Annotated in this window: 13 protein-coding genes; 3 read left to right on the top strand and 10 right to left on the bottom strand. The window is 57.9% G+C overall.

Features of this window, described 5'->3' with window-relative positions; all coding sequences use genetic code 11:
* Positions 1–108: 108 nt before the first annotated feature.
* From BLV81_RS11070 to BLV81_RS11115, 10 genes are all read right to left on the bottom strand, one after another.
* The gene (locus BLV81_RS11070; protein ID WP_092355662.1) at positions 109–1803 is read right to left on the bottom strand and encodes a long-chain fatty acid--CoA ligase; all 1695 of its coding nucleotides are present in this window, start codon (positions 1801–1803) and stop codon (positions 109–111) included.
* A 94-nt stretch (positions 1804–1897) separates the two neighbouring features.
* The gene (locus BLV81_RS11075; protein ID WP_092355665.1) at positions 1898–4513 is read right to left on the bottom strand and encodes an alpha/beta fold hydrolase; all 2616 of its coding nucleotides are present in this window, start codon (positions 4511–4513) and stop codon (positions 1898–1900) included.
* Positions 4514–4537: 24 nt separating this feature from the next.
* Positions 4538–5590 (bottom strand): aminopeptidase, encoded by a 1053-nt coding sequence (locus tag BLV81_RS11080; protein WP_092355668.1) that lies wholly within the window; start codon positions 5588–5590, stop codon positions 4538–4540.
* Positions 5587–7701, bottom strand: a complete 2115-nt coding sequence (locus BLV81_RS11085) for a molybdopterin-containing oxidoreductase family protein (RefSeq protein WP_092355671.1) — start codon at positions 7699–7701, stop codon at positions 5587–5589. The genes BLV81_RS11080 and BLV81_RS11085 overlap by 4 nt, the downstream gene beginning before the upstream one ends.
* An 88-nt stretch (positions 7702–7789) precedes the next feature.
* The gene (gene argE / locus BLV81_RS11090) at positions 7790–8986 is read right to left on the bottom strand and encodes an acetylornithine deacetylase (RefSeq protein ID WP_092355674.1); all 1197 of its coding nucleotides are present in this window, start codon (positions 8984–8986) and stop codon (positions 7790–7792) included.
* 10 nt (positions 8987–8996) lie between these two features.
* Positions 8997–10034 (bottom strand): ABC transporter ATP-binding protein, encoded by a 1038-nt coding sequence (locus tag BLV81_RS11095; RefSeq protein WP_255365127.1) that lies wholly within the window; start codon positions 10032–10034, stop codon positions 8997–8999.
* Positions 10031–11020 carry an ABC transporter ATP-binding protein gene (locus BLV81_RS11100; RefSeq protein WP_092355677.1) on the bottom strand — a complete coding sequence of 330 codons (990 nt, stop codon included), beginning with the start codon at positions 11018–11020 and terminating at the stop codon, positions 10031–10033. The genes BLV81_RS11095 and BLV81_RS11100 overlap by 4 nt, the downstream gene beginning before the upstream one ends.
* A gap of 7 nt (positions 11021–11027) precedes the next feature.
* On the bottom strand, positions 11028–11933 hold the full coding sequence (locus BLV81_RS11105; RefSeq protein ID WP_092355679.1) for an ABC transporter permease: 906 nt from the start codon (positions 11931–11933) through the stop codon (positions 11028–11030).
* Position 11934: 1 nt separating this feature from the next.
* A complete protein-coding gene (locus tag BLV81_RS11110; RefSeq protein WP_092355682.1) occupies positions 11935–12912 on the bottom strand; it encodes an ABC transporter permease in 978 nt (325 codons plus the stop codon).
* Positions 12913–12984: 72 nt separating this feature from the next.
* The gene (locus BLV81_RS11115; RefSeq protein ID WP_092355758.1) at positions 12985–14535 is read right to left on the bottom strand and encodes an ABC transporter substrate-binding protein; all 1551 of its coding nucleotides are present in this window, start codon (positions 14533–14535) and stop codon (positions 12985–12987) included.
* 162 nt (positions 14536–14697) lie between these two features.
* Between BLV81_RS11115 and BLV81_RS11120 the strand changes: the two genes are divergently transcribed.
* The 3 genes from BLV81_RS11120 (at position 14698) to BLV81_RS11130 (ending at position 17598) form a co-directional block, all read left to right on the top strand.
* Complete coding sequence (locus BLV81_RS11120; protein ID WP_092355685.1) at positions 14698–15891, top strand: M20 aminoacylase family protein; 1194 nt, start codon at positions 14698–14700, stop codon at positions 15889–15891.
* Positions 15892–15989: 98 nt separating this feature from the next.
* Entirely contained in the window at positions 15990–16877 is an 888-nt protein-coding gene (locus BLV81_RS11125; protein ID WP_092355688.1) for an SMP-30/gluconolactonase/LRE family protein, read from the top strand.
* Between the two features lie 172 nt (positions 16878–17049).
* Positions 17050–17598, top strand: a complete 549-nt coding sequence (locus BLV81_RS11130; protein WP_092355691.1) for an acyloxyacyl hydrolase — start codon at positions 17050–17052, stop codon at positions 17596–17598.
* Positions 17599–17928 lie beyond the last annotated feature (330 nt).

Consider the following 17928-nt stretch of genomic DNA (forward strand, 5'->3'; position numbering starts at 1 on the left):
GTCGCCGCGTGGCGCCAATTAAAAACAAACCCCGGATGCGCTCGCGGCGCATCCGGGGTTTTCACTTCAGAATCGTGGCCTCCGGCAAGACGCCACTTTTCTTCAATCTTAAGCCGCCTGCTTTTGTTCAGCCGGCTTTTCATCACGCAATTCACGGCGCAAAATCTTGCCGACATTCGTCTTCGGCAGATCAGTGCGGAATTCGATATATCTCGGCCGCTTGTAACCGGTCAGCTGTTCGCGGCAGTAGGCCATCAGCTGCTCCGCCGTCAGCGACGGATCTTTGCGCACCACGAAAATCTTCACAACTTCGCCGGCATGATCGTCCGGAACGCCGACGCAAGCGCATTCCAGCACGCCGGGATGCTGCACCACCACGCCTTCGACTTCATTCGGATACACATTGAAGCCGGACACCAGGATCATGTCTTTCTTGCGGTCGACAATCCTGGTATAGCCGCGCTCATCCATGATGCCGACATCGCCGGATTTGAAAAAGCCGTCGGCCGTCATGACCTTGGCGGTTTCATCGTCACGGTTCCAGTAGCCGCGCATGACTTGCGGGCCGCGAATGGCGATCTCGCCGGCCTGCCCCAGAGGCACCGGATTGCCGGCGTCGTCCAGGATCGCGATTTCAGTCGATGGCAAGGGCAAGCCGATGGTGCCGCTGTATTCGGTGATGGTGCATGGATTGGCGCAAGCGATAGGCGAGGTTTCCGACAAGCCGTAACCTTCGATAATCGGGCAGCCGGTGACTTCTTTCCACTTGTCCGCAACCGCCTTTTGCACTGCCATGCCGCCGCCGACACAAACCCGGTAACCGGAGAAATCCAGTTTGGCAAAATCGGGATGATTCAACAAGGCGTTGTACAGCGTATTGACCGCCGGGAAAGTATTGATCTGGTACTTCGACATTTCCTTGATCAAGCCGGCGATGTCGCGCGGATTCGGAATCAGCAGATTCAAGGCGCCCTCGCGCATGCCGAGCATGCCGCACACCGTCAACGCAAAGATATGATACAGCGGCAAGGCGCAGACAAAAGCCAGCTGCTCGACCTTCGGGCCGTTAGCCAAGCCGGGGGAAAGCCAGGCCTCGGCCTGCAGCACGTTGGCCACAACGTTGCGATGCGTCAGTGTTGCGCCCTTGGAAACGCCAGTCGTGCCGCCGGTATATTGCAGGAAGGCGACATCTTCCGGCGTCAGCCCAGCCGTTTTCAATTGCAGCGACGACGCTTGCGACAGCACACTGTTGAACGGCACAGAACCTGGCAGCGAATAAGCTGGCACCATTTTCTTGACATGGCGCACCACCAGATTGACCAGCAGGCCTTTGACGCCCATCAGGTCGCCCATGCTGGCGACCACCGTATGCTTGATCTTGGTCCGTGCAACGACTTGCTGCAGCGTAGTGGCGAAGTTTTCCAGAATGAAGATGGCTTCCGCCCCTGAATCATTCAGCTGGTGTTCGAGCTCACGCGGCGTATATAAAGGATTGACGTTGACCACGGTATAGCCGGCACGCAAAATGGCGGCAATCGCCACCGGATATTGCAATACGTTAGGCATCATGATGGCGACGCGTGCGCCCTTTTCCAGACCCTTGCTTTGCAACCAGGCGCCGACTTTGCGGGACAACTGGTCGACCTCGGCATACGTCAGGTATTTACCCATGCAGGCATAGGCGTTGCGCGATGCGTACTTTTGAAACGCTTCTTCCAGCAACTGCACCAGGGATTGATATTGAGTGAAGTCAATCTCGGTGGCCACGCCTTCAGGATACGATTTGAGCCAAAATTTATCCATGTTCTGCCTTTAGTCTCTGCTTGTTATAAATGCATTGTTTTTGGCTTGTTTCACTGGAAGAAAACACGCCTGTAGGGGGAAATTACCGAATCCGCTAAAAAAGCACGGTTGTATTTTTTTGTTCTATCGCGATGCTATCGGGCAAAGCGTCAGCATGCAAGCGTTTTGATGCATATTTGAGCAAATCGTCGACACTCAGTCTCATGTTGTGATGCAGCAAAACCTCTGCCCGCAGATGCTTGACGCCCTCCTCATCCGGACTCCATTTCACTTGGGCCACTGCCACTGCCGGATGTTCGAACAAGACTTCCTCGATCTGCCGAGGAAACACGCGCTGACCACCCCGTATCAACATATTACACTTGCGGTCGATGATGGAAACAAAACCGTCATCGTCAATGCTGGCGACGTCGCCGGTGGCGAGCCAGCCATCGTGCACACGTTCTTTCGTTATTTTTCTGGCAATCAGATTCAACGCTGTCGCATTATGTCCGGCGGCGCCGGCATGGCCATGATCGTAACCGGAGAACAACTGCGGCCCACGTACCCATAGCTCACCCAGGGTATCGTTGGGCAGTTCGGCGCCGCTATCCAGATCGACCACTTTCACTTCCGTATCCGGCAGCGGCACGCCAACCGCACCCGGATGGCGGTGCGCGGTCAACGGCATGGCCAGCACCGCCGGCGATGCTTCGGTCAGGCCATAGGCTTCGACCAGGCGGCCGCGCGTCAGCTTTTCAAATTCTTCGCGAATTTCCTGGGCCAGCGGCGAACCGCTGACGGCGCAGACCCGGATCGAAGCCAGACCGTAACGCCGCACGCCCGGCGTGTGCGCCAGCTCGCGCACCATGCGCGGCGTGGTCGGGAAGTAGGTCGGCTGCATTTTCTTGACGGTCTTTAGCAAAGGTTCCAGCTCAGCTCCCGGCAACAGGATCAGGGTCGCCCCCAGATACACGCCAAGATGCAACAAGCCGGTCAGGCCGTAGGCGGTGGACAAGGGTTGCTGCGCCAGGAAGCGCTCATCGCCCGGCCTGGATTCCGGCAGCCAATGACGCAGTTGCAAGGCATTTGCCGCCAGATTGCGATGCGAGAGCGCCACCGGCAACGGCGTACCGGTGGCGCCGTAGGTATAGACCACCACCGCGACAGCATCGACGTCTTGCGCCAGCTCGGTCGGCGCAACCGTGCCGCGCCCCAGCACTTGCTTGAACTTCAGGTAGCGCCGCTCATGCCTGCGGTGTTGTTTGTCCTGACGGAACCAAGGCAGCCAATGTCCTTCCTGCACATGATGCAAGACAGCGAATTGCAACTTCTCGCGCCAGCCCATGTGATCGATCATCGAAGCAAATATCACACGCCGCAAGCCGGCTGCCCGGCTGTCGCTTTGCAGCGCATCACGCAAATCGTCGTACCGGTCGGTCGTCGTCACCAGCATCACTGCGGCAGCATCTGCGATCCGCGTCAACAGCATTTCTTTGGGTGCGGCGGCATCGCTGAGCACCGCAACCGCGCCGGCTTTCAGGATGCCGAAATAGGCAATTACCAAAGACGGTATGTTCGGCAGGGCCAGCAACACCCTGTCACCGGGCTTGATGCGCATGTCGAGCAAGCCATGGGCAAAACGATTAGCTTGCCGATCAAGTTCGCGCCAGCCGATTTTGCCGCCGCGGTATGACAATGCAGTGGTTTTGGCAAAACGCCTGGCGCTTGCCTCCAGCAAGCGCGGCAAGGGTACGGTCGGCATCTTGATGCGATAAGGTGTGCGGGCATCGTAGAATTTCAGCCATGGACGCTCGGCTTCGAGTTGCTTGCGGGCTGCGCGCCGTTCAGCTTTTTGCTGTGCCCGGCGCTGCGCGAGTTCCGACGGATCCGACTGCATTTGCAGGAAGCGCTGGATCGCGCGATTCACCGCATCGGGCCGCTCCACCATCACCTGATGGGCGGAAACCGGCACCACCACTTCTTCCGCTCCCGGAATCAAGCGCGCCACTTCCTTGTACGCTGCTTCGTCGAACAGGATATCGCGGTGCCCGAGGATCACCAGCGTCGGCACCTTGATCGCACGTAGACATTCGGTGCCGTCCCACGACAACAGGGCATTTTTATTTTGCAGGTACACCACGTGCGACGGCGGATAAATCCGGGCCGCGGTGATGCCGACATACGGCATCAATCTGCGCATCAAGTCAAACAGCGGCGGCGGCATGCGCAGCAAGATGCGGCCGGCCAGGCGCAAGCGGAAGCGCGCTGCCGAGGCAATCATGATCAGCGCCGACACACGCTGCGGAAACTGCTTGAGGAAATAGGAAGCCAGGGCGCCGCCGAATGAATGGCAAACCAGGATGAAGCGTGGCGGCAAGTCCAGCTGATCCAATGCCGCGGCGATATCCGCGACCAGCTCCGGTACATCGTAGCTGGCGCCTTCGGCGGCTGTCGGCGCGTCGCTGTAGCCGTGGCCGCGCAGATCGAGCGCAATCACCCGGTAGTCAAGCTGGAATTGCTCCAGCTGGTATTCCCAGTAGGCGGCGCGTCCGCCAAAGCCGTGGATGAACACCATGGTTGCTTGCTGGCTTCTGGGACTCCGATCAAATTCCGGGCCGGCATCCAGCACGCTCATTTCCAGCGCGGTGTCATAGATCCCATTGCCATTTGACGCCAGGCGATTGGGTAATTTCAACGTGCTGCGATGCAGGTCGGCATTAAATGTCATCTTGGCATTGTAACCAAGATAAACTTACATGGTCCGGGTTTTCGCCAGCTCTTCCAGCTGGCGATGCCTTTCATCCTTGCTGAGAGCGGCCAGCCTGGCGACAGCCGCATAAAATTTCTGGAAGGTCTGCTGTTGCGCCAGCAAAGCCTTGAAACTAGGCACCAGCTCGTAGTAAGTCGCCACCAGCGCCAGATGGGCATTCGACAGCGGTTCGGCAAACCAGCGGTCGTATCCGGTGTAGCCGCCCCACTTTGTCTTGAGTACTTGATAATCGGCTTGCAGGGCCAGAAAAATCGCTGCCTTCCGCTGCAGTTTCTGCGTATCGCTGAGATCGCTCGCATAGTTGCTTGCAAGGCGTTGCCGGTATTGCAGCAGCAGCGCCACGAATTCCTCTTTGCGTCCTTCAAACTGGACGTAGGCGTCGCGGGTTTTTTGATTGCCTACCGCCTGCAGCCACCGTTCGACACCGGCCTGTTCGACGGCGGTGGCAAACGATTCATTGAATTGCGTATCGTCTTTTGCATAGACAGTCTGATGCGCCAGCTCATGGAACATCAGGCGCGCCAGCTCGCCATCAGGATAGCGGATAAAGGTCGACAACAATGGATCGCTAAACCAGCCGAGCGTGGAATAGGCAGGCACGCCGCTGACCTGCACATCGTAGCCTTGCTGACGCAGACTGGCCGCGAATTTCCGTGCGGCGTCCTGGTTGAAATAGCCGCGATAACTGACGCAGCCGGCAATCGGGAAACACCATTGCTTGGGTTCCAGCGACAGGGCCGGCGCCGCCACGACATTCCACAACGCGAACGGCCGCTTCAGATCGGCGTATTCAGTGTAACTGCGATTATCCGGCAAGCCCAGTTCGCTCACTGCGAAGCTGCGCATTTGCCTGGTACGTCGCAGTTTTTCCTTGAGACCGGGGTCGATGCCTGGATCAGTCAGCCAATCGTCAATCGGACGCGCCCGATCCAGCAAGGTGAACTCGCCATTCGCAGCCTGCCCGTAATAGGCCAGCTGAGCACACCCGGCTACCAGCACGGCTAACAATACAACCGTGGGCAGCCGCGTATTCATGCTGCGGGACTATCCCTGTGCGGCGCTTTTTCAACTTCCACCAGCACGTCGTAAAACGTCGGCGCCCGGCCCATGTCGGTCAGCCGCTGGCTGGTTACCTCGTTGGCGTTCTTGCCGTCACTGGCCATTTTTTTCCACCAGATCGACAAGCCCACTACCAGCCCGATCCTGGCCTTGTCGGTAACTCTCAGTTTGGCGTTGAAACTGCCGCGGTCGTTATAGATGCGTACGGTATCGCCGCTGGCCAAGGCTCTTTTCCCGGCATCCGCCGGATGCATGTCCAGATGCGGTTCGCCTTCGGTATCGCGCAGACTTTTAACGTTAACGAAACTGGAATTGAGGAAGTTGCGCGCCGGCGGCGAAATCATCGCCAGCGGGTATTTCCGGGCCAGTTCCGGATTGCTGGCCAGCGACTCATACGGTGCGATATACGTCGGCAGAGGATCGAGGCCGTCTTGCAGCATTTGGGCACTATAGAACTCGCACTTTCCCGATGGCGTCGGAAAGCCGCCGTTGGCGAACGGCGCATCCGGCATGTTCAGTTTTTGCCAGCCTTTTTGCTTCAGCGAATCCCAATCGAAATGGACCGCACGCACATTTTTCCGGTCAAAAGCTTGCGCGGCGATTTCATCGTCGCTCTCGCGGAAGCAGGCATCGTCGAAACCCATGCGCGCCGCCAGCAGGCGGAAGATTTCGGTATTCGGCTTGGCTTCGCCCAGAGGCGCAATCGCGGCATTATTTGCCAGCATGTACAGATGGCCGTAGGCCGAGTGGGCGTCTACATGTTCCAGCTGTGTGGTGGCCGGCAGCACGATGTCGGCGTAGTCGGCGGTATCGGTTTGAAAATGCTCCAGCACCACGGTGAACAAATCTTCACGCGCGAAACCACGGGCAACGACGCCGGATTCCGGCGCCACCGCTACCGGATTCGAGTTATACACGATCAAGGCTTCGATTTTCGGACCGAATTCCGGCGAGGCTTCACGCAACAGATCGTCGCCAATGGTGCTCATGTTGATGGTGCGCGGCGCCGGTCCCTGGCTGGTCAGGAAATCAGGGCGCTGCAAAGCCTGGTGATTCTTTGGAAAACTATCCGAAGACGACAACTGAACGCCGCCGGCGGCATGGCGCCAGGCGCCGACCAGCGCCGGCAGGCAGGCGATATTGCGTACCGCCATGCCGCCGCCGTGCACGCGCTGCAAGCCATAATTCACGCGAATCGCCGCGGCTTCGCCACGTAAGGCCGCACCGCCGTAACTGCGCGCCAGCTCCAGCACTTCCTCGGCGCTGATGCCGCACACCTCCGCGGTCTTGTCCGGAGTCCATGCCGACACTTGCTGTTTCAGCTGCTCGAAACCGAGCGTGTATTGCGCGATGTAGTCGTGGTCCAGCAGGTCTTCTGCGATCAGCACATGCATCATGCCAAGCGCCAGGGCTGAATCGGTTCCCGGCAGCAAGGCGATATGCTGGTGGCATTTGTCGGCGCTCAGGGAGCGGTAAGGATCAATCGCGATCAGCCTGGCGCCGCGCCGCTTGGCCTCTTGTGCGCGCATCCAGAAATGCAGATTCGATGCAATCGGATTGCCGCCCCAGATCAGGATCAGCTTGGCGTTCTGGAATTGTTCAAGATCGGTGCCGATCCTGGCGCCTATCGTATATTTGTAGCCGGCGCCGCCGGCCGCGGCGCAAATGGTGCGGTCCAGCAGCGAAGCGCCGATGCGGTTGAAAAAACGCATCGACATCGACTCGCCCTGCACCAGGCCCATGGTGCCGGCGTAGCTGTAGGGCAGGATGGCTTGCGGATTGCGGGCGGCAATCTCGCCCAGCCGTCCGGCAATCGTGGCGATCGCCTCATCCCAGCCGATCGGTACGAATTTCCCCTCGCCCTTCTTGCCGACTCGCTTGAGCGGATGCAGCAAGCGGTCTTTGTGGTAAGTCCGTTCGGTATAACGCGCGACCTTGGTGCACAGTACGCCGGCAGTAGTCGGATGATCGGGATCGCCACGGACTTCGGTGGCGACGCCGTCGGTGACAGTCACCAGCAGCGCGCAGGTGTCGGGGCAATCGTGCGGGCAGGCGGCACGCACGGTACGAGTGGTGGAACTAGTCATAATGTCATCAAAACCAGGCTGCTTCAATACGCTACTTTAGCAAAATCCCGGCAAACGAGATGCATAAGATGCATTTGACCGCTTTTGCTTATTTCCTGATTTGCAACTGCATCTCCGGATCCATCAAGCGCAACATGAAAGCCTCACACTGCGCGACTTGTTGCAACGCCACGAATTCGTTCGGCCGGTGTGCCTGTTCGATGCTGCCGGGGCCGCAGACCACGGTAGGAATGCCGGCGCGCTGAAACAAGCCGGCTTCGGTACCGTAGGAAACCGCGCCATTCGGCTTGTTGCGCGCCAGCGCCGAGGCCAGCTGAACCACGGCGTCGCTTTCCTGCATGCTGAGGCCGGGAGCCGACGCCAGCCATTCGAAATCGATTGCCGCAGCCGGCTCTACCCTCTGCATTTCCGGCAGCAGCGTAGCGGCGAAGCCCTGGATTTCCTGGTAAAGGTGTTCGACGTCAATACCCGGCATGGTGCGCGCCTCGAATTCGAATTTACAATCCTTGGGCACGATGTTCGATGCCAGTCCGCCGTGTATCACCCCCGTTTGCATGGTGGTGTAGGGAACCGTAAATCCGTAATCGCGCGTCTCCAGCTGGGCAAAGCGATCCGCCATCTGCCGGATATAGACGATGATGCGCGCCGCGTACTCGATCGAGTTGACGCCCATGGTGGTGTAGCTGGAATGCGCTTCGCGGCCGCGGATGCAGCAACGGAAACGATGTGTGCCTTTATGCGCAATGATCGGCTGCATCGAAGTCGGTTCTCCGACAATGCAGCCCGCCGGCTTCAAGCCCAATTCCTGCAAATCCTTGATCAGTCCCTGCACGCCGATGCAGCCGACTTCTTCGTCATAGGACAAGGCAAAGTGCAGCGGCGCATCCATCCCGGCTGCCAGGAATTGCGGCGCCAGCGCCAGCGCGGTGGCGATATAACTCTTCATGTCGGCCGAACCGCGGCCATACAACAGGCCATCCTTGACGGTTGCCTTGAACGGATCGGTATCCCAAGCCTGGCCTTCGACCGGCACCACATCGGTGTGGCCGGACAAGATCAGGCCGGGTTTAGGACCTTCGCCCAAGGTTGCAAACAGATTGGCTTTCTTGCCGCTGGCGTCGTAAGTCAGGCGCGATTTGACGCCAAGGCCGGCCAGGTAATCGCGGGTCCACTCGATCAATCCCAGGTTGGAATCGCGCGATACGGTCTGGAAGGCAATCAGGCGTTCTATCATGGCCATGACCTCGGCCGAAGGCGTCAATCCGGTATTGTTCAAAGTGTTCATATCGTGTCCTCTAGGCCGTGCCATCGTTCAAATGACAGGCGGAAAAATGTTTGGCGCTGACTTCTTTCAATGCCGGCTTTTCTACTTTGCAGCGCGGCATTGCATGCGGACAGCGCGGATGGAAATGACAGCCCGGCGGCGGATGCAGCGGCGATGGAATTTCTCCCTTGACCGCAAAAAATTCCGTGCGCCGGACTTCCAGCTTGGGCGCCGATGCCAGCAATGCCTGAGTATACGGGTGATTGGCCTGCGCAAACACCGTGTCGGCCGAGGCCGATTCGACAATGCGGCCAAGATACATGATCACCACCCGATCCGACAAATGGCGGACTACGCCCAGGTCATGGCTGATGAACAAGTATGTCAGATCCAGCTCGTCGCGCAATTTCATGAACAAATTCAAAACCTGGGCCTGGATCGATACATCCAGCGCCGCCACCGCCTCATCGCAGACCAGGAATTCCGGTTTTACCGCAAGCGCGCGTGCGATGCCGACACGTGCGCGCTGGCCGCCGGAAAACTGATGCGGAAAGCGGCGCAGCATGGCTTCGTCCAGCCCGACCCGTTGCAGCAGATGTTCTACGTACTCGCGCTGTTGCGAGGCATCGACCATGCCATGCACCAGCGGTGCTTCGCCGACGATATCCTGCACCCGCATGCGCGGGTTCAGCGATGCATACGGGTCTTGGAAAATCATCTGGATCGCCAGCTGCTTCTTGCGTCTTTCAGCAACGTCCAGCTGCTCCAGCGACTGGCCTTTCCACAGCCGCGTGCCGGCGCTCAGGCTATGCAAGCCGACTGCCATCCGCCCCAGCGTCGACTTGCCGCAACCGGATTCCCCGACCAGCCCCACCACTTCGCCGCGCTGTATGCTCAGGCTTACCGTATCGACCGCGTGCACCACTTCCTGCTGCATGCCGGCGCCGAATAGGTTCGCGATCCTGGCCGCACTGTCGAGCGTCTTGACGAATTGCTTGCTGACTGCCTGCAACTCCAGCAAGCCGATGCCGGATGATTGCACCATGTTGCTATCCGCCGCCTGATTCATGCGACCACCTCGGTTACGCTATCTCGCAGCGGATGGAAGCAGCGCAGCATGCGCTGCTCCACCTCACGCAATGGCGGCGTCTGCTGACATTCGACGCTGGCGTATGCGCAGCGCGTGCGGAAGGCGCAGCCTGCCGGCAAATTCAATAGCGTCGGCGTCATTCCGGGGATTTGCTGCAGCGGCTGGCCACGCGGATTGCGCGACGGCGCCGATGCGATCAAACCGTGGGTGTAAGGATGGCGCGGATGTTCCAATACCTGCTGTACCGTGCCGCTTTCGACGATGCGGCCGGCGTACATCACGGATACCGTATCGGCCAGCCCGGCCACCACCGACAGATCGTGGGTGATCCAGATCAGCGCCGTGCCAGACTCGCGGCACAATTTCTGCATCTCGTACAAAATCTGCCCTTGTATCGTCACATCCAGCGCCGTGGTAGGCTCATCGCAAATAATCAGGTCGGGCCGGTTGAGCAAGGCAATCGCAATCGCTACGCGCTGCCGCATGCCGCCGGAAAACTGATGGGGATACGCCAGCAGCCGTTCGTCCGGCGACGCAATGCCAACCCGCACCAATGCCTCGCGCGACATCTCGCGCGCCACCATCTTGCTGACATCCTGGTGCGCCAGCACCGCTTCCATCATCTGCGTATCGATGCGCAGTACCGGGTTCAAGGTCATCATCGGATCTTGAAAAATCATGGCGATGCGGTTGCCGCGAATCTTGCGCATGGCTTCTGCCGATAATCCGCGCAGATTGCTTCCTTGCAGCAGGATCTCGCCGCCCACAATTTTTCCCGGTGCATCGACCAGGCCCATGATGGAATAGCCGGTCATCGATTTGCCCGAACCGGATTCACCGACCAGACCCATGATCTCGCCGCGCTTGACCGCAAACGACACCTGGTCGACCGCCTTGACCAGGCCGGCCCTGGTGGCAAATTGGGTCTGCAGATTATTGACGACCAGTGTCGCTGTATTGTCCATAGCGATTCTATTGCGTTTGCAAACGTGGGTTGAGGACATCGCGCAACTGATCCGCCACCAGGTTGATGGTTACCACGGTCACCAGCAGGGCGATGCCGGGAAACACGCTGATCCAATATTTTCCCGACAGCAGATATTGAAAACCGTTGGCAATCAGCAGACCTAGCGACGGCTCGGTGATAGGCAATCCGAGCCCCAGGAAAGACAGAGTCGCTTCCAGCGAAATCGCCGATGCCACCTGCAAGGCGGCTACCACGATCAACGGCGGCAAGCAGTTCGGCAGCAGATGCCGAAACATGATACGCAGCGGCGACAGGCCGAGCGCGGTCGCGGCTTCGATGTATTCCTTCTTGCGCTCCACCAGCGCCGCGCTGCGCGTGGTGCGCGCGTAATAGGCCCACTGCACAGCCACCAGCGCGATGATGATTTTGTCGATGCCGCGCCCGGTCAGGGCCAGCAAAATCAATGCGATCAGGATAGGCGGAAACGATAGCTGGATATCCGCAACTCGCATGATGAACGCTTCGGTGCGGCCGCCGGCGTAACCGGCCAGCAATCCCAGCGTCAATCCCAGCGACAGCGCGATGACGGTGCTGACGACGCCGACCATGACCGAAATGCGTATGCCATACAAAATCGCCGACAACATGTCGCGCCCCTGGTCGTCGGTGCCCAGCAGATAAGTCATGCTGCCGTCGATCGACGCCTTGCCCGGCTCCAGGCGCGAATCCATCACATCCAGCTTGGCCAGATCGTAGGGATTCTGGGGCGAGAGAACAGGCGCAAAAATCGCCGCCAGCACAATCAACACCAGCAATGCGAAGCCGGCAGCGGCAATCTTGCTGCCGAAATAATTACGTACGATGCGCTGCCAAGGAGTCTCGGCCACATTGAAGGTCGGAGTCAGTTCCATCTCAGCCTTTGCTTTCTGCGAGGCGCACGCGCGGATCAAGCAAAGAGTACAGCATGTCCACCACCAGGTTGATCACGATGAAAATGGTGACGATCAACAGCAGGTAAGCGACAATCACCGGCCGGTCCAGCACGCGGATCGAATCGATGATCAGCTTGCCCATGCCGGGCCAGGCAAACACCGTTTCGGTCACGATGGAGAAGGCGATGATCGAACCGAATTGCAGTGCGACTACGGTGACGATCGGAATCAGGATATTTTTCAGGACGTGGACACCGATGATGCGGCTGTTGCGCAGACCTTTGGCGCGGGCGAATTTGACATAGTCTTGCATCAGCGCTTCCTGGGCGCCGGAGCGCGTCAGCCGGATCACCAGGGCGATGTTGAACAAGGCCAGGTTGAAGGCTGGCATCAGCAAATGCCGCAAACCGTCCCAGCTGAGAAAACTGACCGGCACACCGAACAGCAGTTGCGTCTCGCCGCGGCCACTGGTCGGCAGCCAGCCTAGTTGCACTGCAAATACCATGATCAGCATCAGGCCGACCCAGAACGTCGGCAATGAAAATCCAAGAATGGAAACCGCCATGATGGTTTTGCCGACTACGCCATTCGGCCGCAGGCCGGCGAATAAGCCTAACGGCAGGCCCAGCACGATCGAAAGCAGGATAGCCGCCGACGACAGTTCCAGCGTGGCCGGCATGCGTTCGAAAATCAGCGTCAGGGCCGGGGTTGAATAGGCGAACGAGCGGCCCAGATCGCCAGTCACTGCGTTTTTCAGGAAAATGAAATATTGCAGCCAGAGCGGTTTGTCGAGACCAAAGGCGATGATGACCTTGGCGCGTTCGAGCTGATCGGCATCGGGACTGATCAGCACGTCGATCGGGTTGCCGATCGCATACACGCCGACAAATACCAGCAACGACATCGCCAGCAACACGACCAGGCTCTGTAATACGCGGCGGATAATAAAAGCCAGCATCGTTTATCCTCGGGCCTGTTGACATAAAAAATCCGCTCGCCACCAATGGTGCGTGCGCAATGTTTACCAATCTTACTGAGGGTAGAATCCGTAAGCGTGAGTGCGCTCATCGGTACGCGGAATATATACGATACCTTTTTTTGTGGCCCATGTGGTCACTTGCTGGTGAATCGGGATCACGCCGCCGTCATCGATGACGATGGCGGTGGCCTCCTGCAGCAAACCTGAACGTTCCTTGTCGTCGACGCTGGTCAAGGCTTTGGCCAGCACCGCATCCATTTTAGGATTGCAATATTTCAGCCAGTTGACCGCGCCCATGCCTTTGGCCGGATTATCGCAAGCCACCAATGCCCGCAAGGGCGACGAGGCTTCACCGGTCTGCGCGCCCCAGCCCAGCAAGCCGATCGAATATTCACCCTTGGCGCCGCGCGCCGAATACACCGACATCGGCGCACCTTCGACCTTGGTGGCGATGCCGATGCGCGACCACATCTGGGCGATGGTTTGCGCGATTTTTTCGTCATTGACGTAACGATTATTCGGCGTATGCAATGTCAGGCCAAAACCGTTGGGATAGCCGGCCTCGGCCAGCAATTTTTTCGCAGCTTCGGGATCGTATTTGGGCGGTTTGAGATTGGGGTTGTGGCCAAACAAGGCTGCCGGCACCAGGTTGACGGTAGGCTCCGACAATCCTTCCATGACCCGGTCGCGAATTGCGTCGCGGTTGATGGCGATCGACAAAGCCCGCCGCACACGCACATCCAGCAACGGGTTCTTATCCAGCGGCTTGCCGTCTTTGTCAGTCACGAATGGCGATTTTTCACGGCGTGTATCCGGGTACAAGTAAATAACCCGGTGCGATACCTTGGAGTAGAAACTCAGATTCTTGTCCGCCCTGACTTTCGCCAGATCCGGCGTCGGCACGTTCTCGATTGCCTGCACGTCGCCAGCCAGCAAGGCCGCCAGACGCGTCGCATCGTTCGGAATGAAGCGCAGGGTAACCTTGCTCCAGGCCGGCTTCTTGCCCCAGTATTCATTATTGCGTTCCAGCTCGATCCTATCGTCACGCTGGAATTTGACGAACTTGAACGGGCCGGTGCCTATCATGCCCTTGCCGCTGGAAAAATCGTCGCTGCTCAGGCCCTGCGTCGCTTTTTTGGAAACGATATAGATCGAGGTCAGGTCGGCCAGCAGCAGTGGATACGGTTCTTTGGTCGTGAGTTGAATTGTGTAGGGATCGATGATTTTTTTATTGATGATGGCTTTGGTATAGGTGTCGAACTTCCCCGGGCTGCCGACGATGGTGGCCGGGCGGTCCAGCGACCAGGCGACGTCTTCAGCTGTCAGCGGGCTGCCGTCATGGAACTTGGCGCCTTTGCGCAGCTTGAATTCCCAGGTCAGGTTATTTACCAGCCGCCATGACTCTGCCAGCGCGGGGACGATGTGACTGTCGGCGTCCATCGCCACCAGTTGCTCGAAAATATGGTCGGAGACGTTAATGTTTGGAAACAAATTATAGAAATGGGGATCCATCGAAGTTGGCGGAGAACTCATCGCCAATTTGAATTCCTGGGCTGCGGCCGGCGGCGCAGCCGGGGCCAGCAGCAGCAGGCAGGAAGTCATCAGAAACACGCGAAATCCCATTCTTAGCCATGACATCAGACGCATTATGCTCTCCTGTGAGTGAACACCGACGGACCGTGTAGGCGTAATATACACATTCTGGACGTTACGCCCTTCATCATTTTTGCAGGCAAGAGGCGTGCCACATATCAGGAGCACAATATGAATTTGATCGATCCCATCATTGCCTTCCAGGCAGAACTACAGGCAATCCGACGTGATTTGCATGCGCATCCCGAACTCAACTATGAAGAACAACGGACTTCCGATGTGGTGGCCCGCAAGCTCACTGAATGGCAGATTCCTATTGTGCGCGGCATGGGTGTCACCGGCGTGGTCGGCATTGTAAAAAATGGCGATAGCGACCGTGCGATTGGCTTGCGCGCCGATATGGACGCCTTGCCGATGCAAGAATTGAATACCTTCCCGCATGCCTCCCAACATCAGGGCAAGATGCACGCTTGTGGACATGACGGCCACACCGCGATGTTGCTTGGTGCGGCGCATCATCTGGCTCAGCATCGCAATTTCGACGGTACTGTGTATCTGATTTTCCAGCCGGCAGAAGAAGGCGGCGGCGGTGCGCAACGCATGATCGACGATGGTCTGTTTGAAAAATACCCGATGGAAGCAGTGTTCGGCATGCATAACTGGCCGGGCATGCCGACCGGCAGCTTCGGCGTCACGCCTGGGCCGATGATGGCTTCCAGTAATGAGTTCGAGGTGATCGTCAAAGGCAAGGGTTCGCATGCGGCGCAACCACATAAAAGCGTAGACCCGGTCATGGTCGCGGTGCAGATGGCGCAAAGCTGGCAGACCATCGTCTCGCGCAATATCAATCCGAACGATCCGGCGGTGCTCTCCGTGACGCAAATTCACAGCGGCAGCGCTACCAATGTGATTCCCGATGAAGCAACATTGATTGGCACCGTGCGTACGTTCTCGGTTGCTGTGCTGGATACGATCGAGACGCGCATGCGGGAAGTGGCGCAACACACGGCGGCGGCGTTCGGCGCGGAAGTCGAGTTCCGTTTCCATCGCAATTATCCGCCGCTTGTGAATCACGCCAAAGAGACCGCGTTTGCGGTTGAGGTATTACGGGCAATGGCCGGCGATGGCAACGTCAATCCGCAGGTGGAGCCGACCATGGGTGCAGAGGATTTCGCGTTCATGCTGCAGAACAAGCCCGGCTGCTACGTATTCATCGGTAACGGCGAAGGTAGCCACAGAGACGGCGGCCATGGCCTCGGCCCGTGCAACCTGCATAATGCCAGCTATGACTTCAACGACGATTTATTGCCGATCGGCGCCAGCTACTGGGTCAATCTCGCGCAAGCTTATCTGAAAAAAACATAGTCGCCTTATCTCCCTGGCGCCGCTGCCGGGGAGGTCGTTTCCAGGCTGCTTCCTTGGATCACTTATTGGTCCGCCCTGCCCTCTCATTTATCAAACTCATGAATCAAATTGAAATTGCTTACGACCAGCCCATGCAATTGGGCGAGTGCCCGCTGTGGCATGCCGGCGAAGCCGCACTGTACTGGGTCGACATCTCAGCGATGCAGGTACATCGGCTACGGCCTGCCGACGGCCGGCATGCCATGTGGCAGCTGAACGCCGAACCTGGTTGCATCGGCCGCCATGCCGGCGGCGGCCTGATCGTCGCCATGCGCACCGGCCTGGCGCATTTGAACACCGATAGCGGCGAACTCTCGCACATTGCCGATGCGCCTTATGACACTGCCACCGCGCGTTTCAATGACGGCCGTTGCGATGCTGCCGGCCGTTTCTGGACTGGCACGATTTACGAACCACGCGACCATGCCGGCGCCCAGCTATATGTCGTTGAAAAAGGCATGGTGCGGTCTGCGGGCAATCCTGTGACGGTGTCCAACGGCCTCGGCTTCAGTGGCGATAGCCTTACGCTTTACCATAGCGACACCACCGCGCACAGGATCTGCAGTTACGAGTTTGAATTGGCGACCGGGAAAATCGGCGCGGGCCGGGTATTCAAGCAGTTCGCCATGGATAAAAGCGCCGTCGATTATGGCGGCCGCCCGGACGGCGCCGCGGTCGATAGCGAAGATGCCTATTGGTGCGCGATGTATGAGGGCGGCAGGTTGTTGCGCTTGTCACCCGCAGGTGAAGTGCTGCAGGAAGTGATTTTACCGGCACGTTGCCCGACGATGATGGCATTTGGCGGCGAAGATTTACGGACCTTATACATCACCACTGTGCGTGAAAAACGTAGCCCTGTCGAGCTTGAAAAATATCCTTTGTCCGGCTGTATCTTGTCGCTTCGAGTTGATGTGCCGGGCAGGATTGAACCCGCTTACATTGCTTGATTGAGCAACAGAATTCCCTGTTTTACGACACGGATTGCCTGTAGTTCGGCAGCAATTCCGGTTTTCGACTATTCTTTAGGGCTGTAGCCGCGCGCCTTGGCAAGCCCATATGAGTATGGCGACGACTTGTTTGTCATTCGCTTTTTTATTTTCTTACGCTCGAAAGTCTTTTATGCAAAAAAAACAAACCGGACTCAAGATTCTAGCCGCTGCCTGCCTGCTGGCTGGCTTTCACTCAAGCAGCTTTGCCGTTGACTCCGCATCGTTCGAACTCGGCACCGGAAACAAGAGCCAACTGGCCCGGGTTGCCGCGCAATGGGATTGGAATACAGCACTGTGGCAAGGAAGCAGCACGCAACTTGGCGGTTATTGGGATTTGAGCCTGGCTGAATTCCGCCAGAACCAATACCAGAATGTTCCTGGCCAGACGAAAAACCTGACCGATATCGGCTTTACGCCGGTGTTCCGTTTCCAGAGCAACGATAAAAAGGGTCTGTACGGCGAAGCCGGCATTGGTGTGCATCTGATGTCGCACCTGTATGACAACAATAGCCGTCGTTTTTCCACCGCTTTTGAGTTTGGCGACCATCTGGGCGCCGGCTATGTGTTCGGCAACGGCCTTGATGTCGGCATCAAATTGCAGCACTTCTCCAACGGCGGCATCAAGAAACCGAATAGCGGCGCAAACTTTGCTGTGCTGCGGGTAGCTTATCCGTTCTAAGCCGGGTCGCTGCGCATGCAGAGAGATGGGATGAACAAGCAGAAAAGCCAGTCGCGTAAGCTGACTGGCTTTTTTTTATCCATTTTTTGGAACGGTACCGGGAATATTGGAGCGGACTGATGTCTGAGGCTCTATTTTTCCGTGTTGTTCACTGTATTTCATTGAAGCTCTGGTTTTTGGGGCTTTCGCAGCCTCAAACAAATCGCTTCCCCAAAGCAAAAACCCTCTGAACGGATGGTTCAGAGGGTTTTTTAATAAAAGCCTGACGATGACCTACTTTCACACTGGTTGCAGCACTATCATCGGCGCAAAGTCGTTTCACGGTCCTGT

This window comes from Collimonas sp. OK242 (assembly GCF_900107095.1).
Classification (GTDB): Bacteria; Pseudomonadota; Gammaproteobacteria; order Burkholderiales; family Burkholderiaceae_D; genus Collimonas.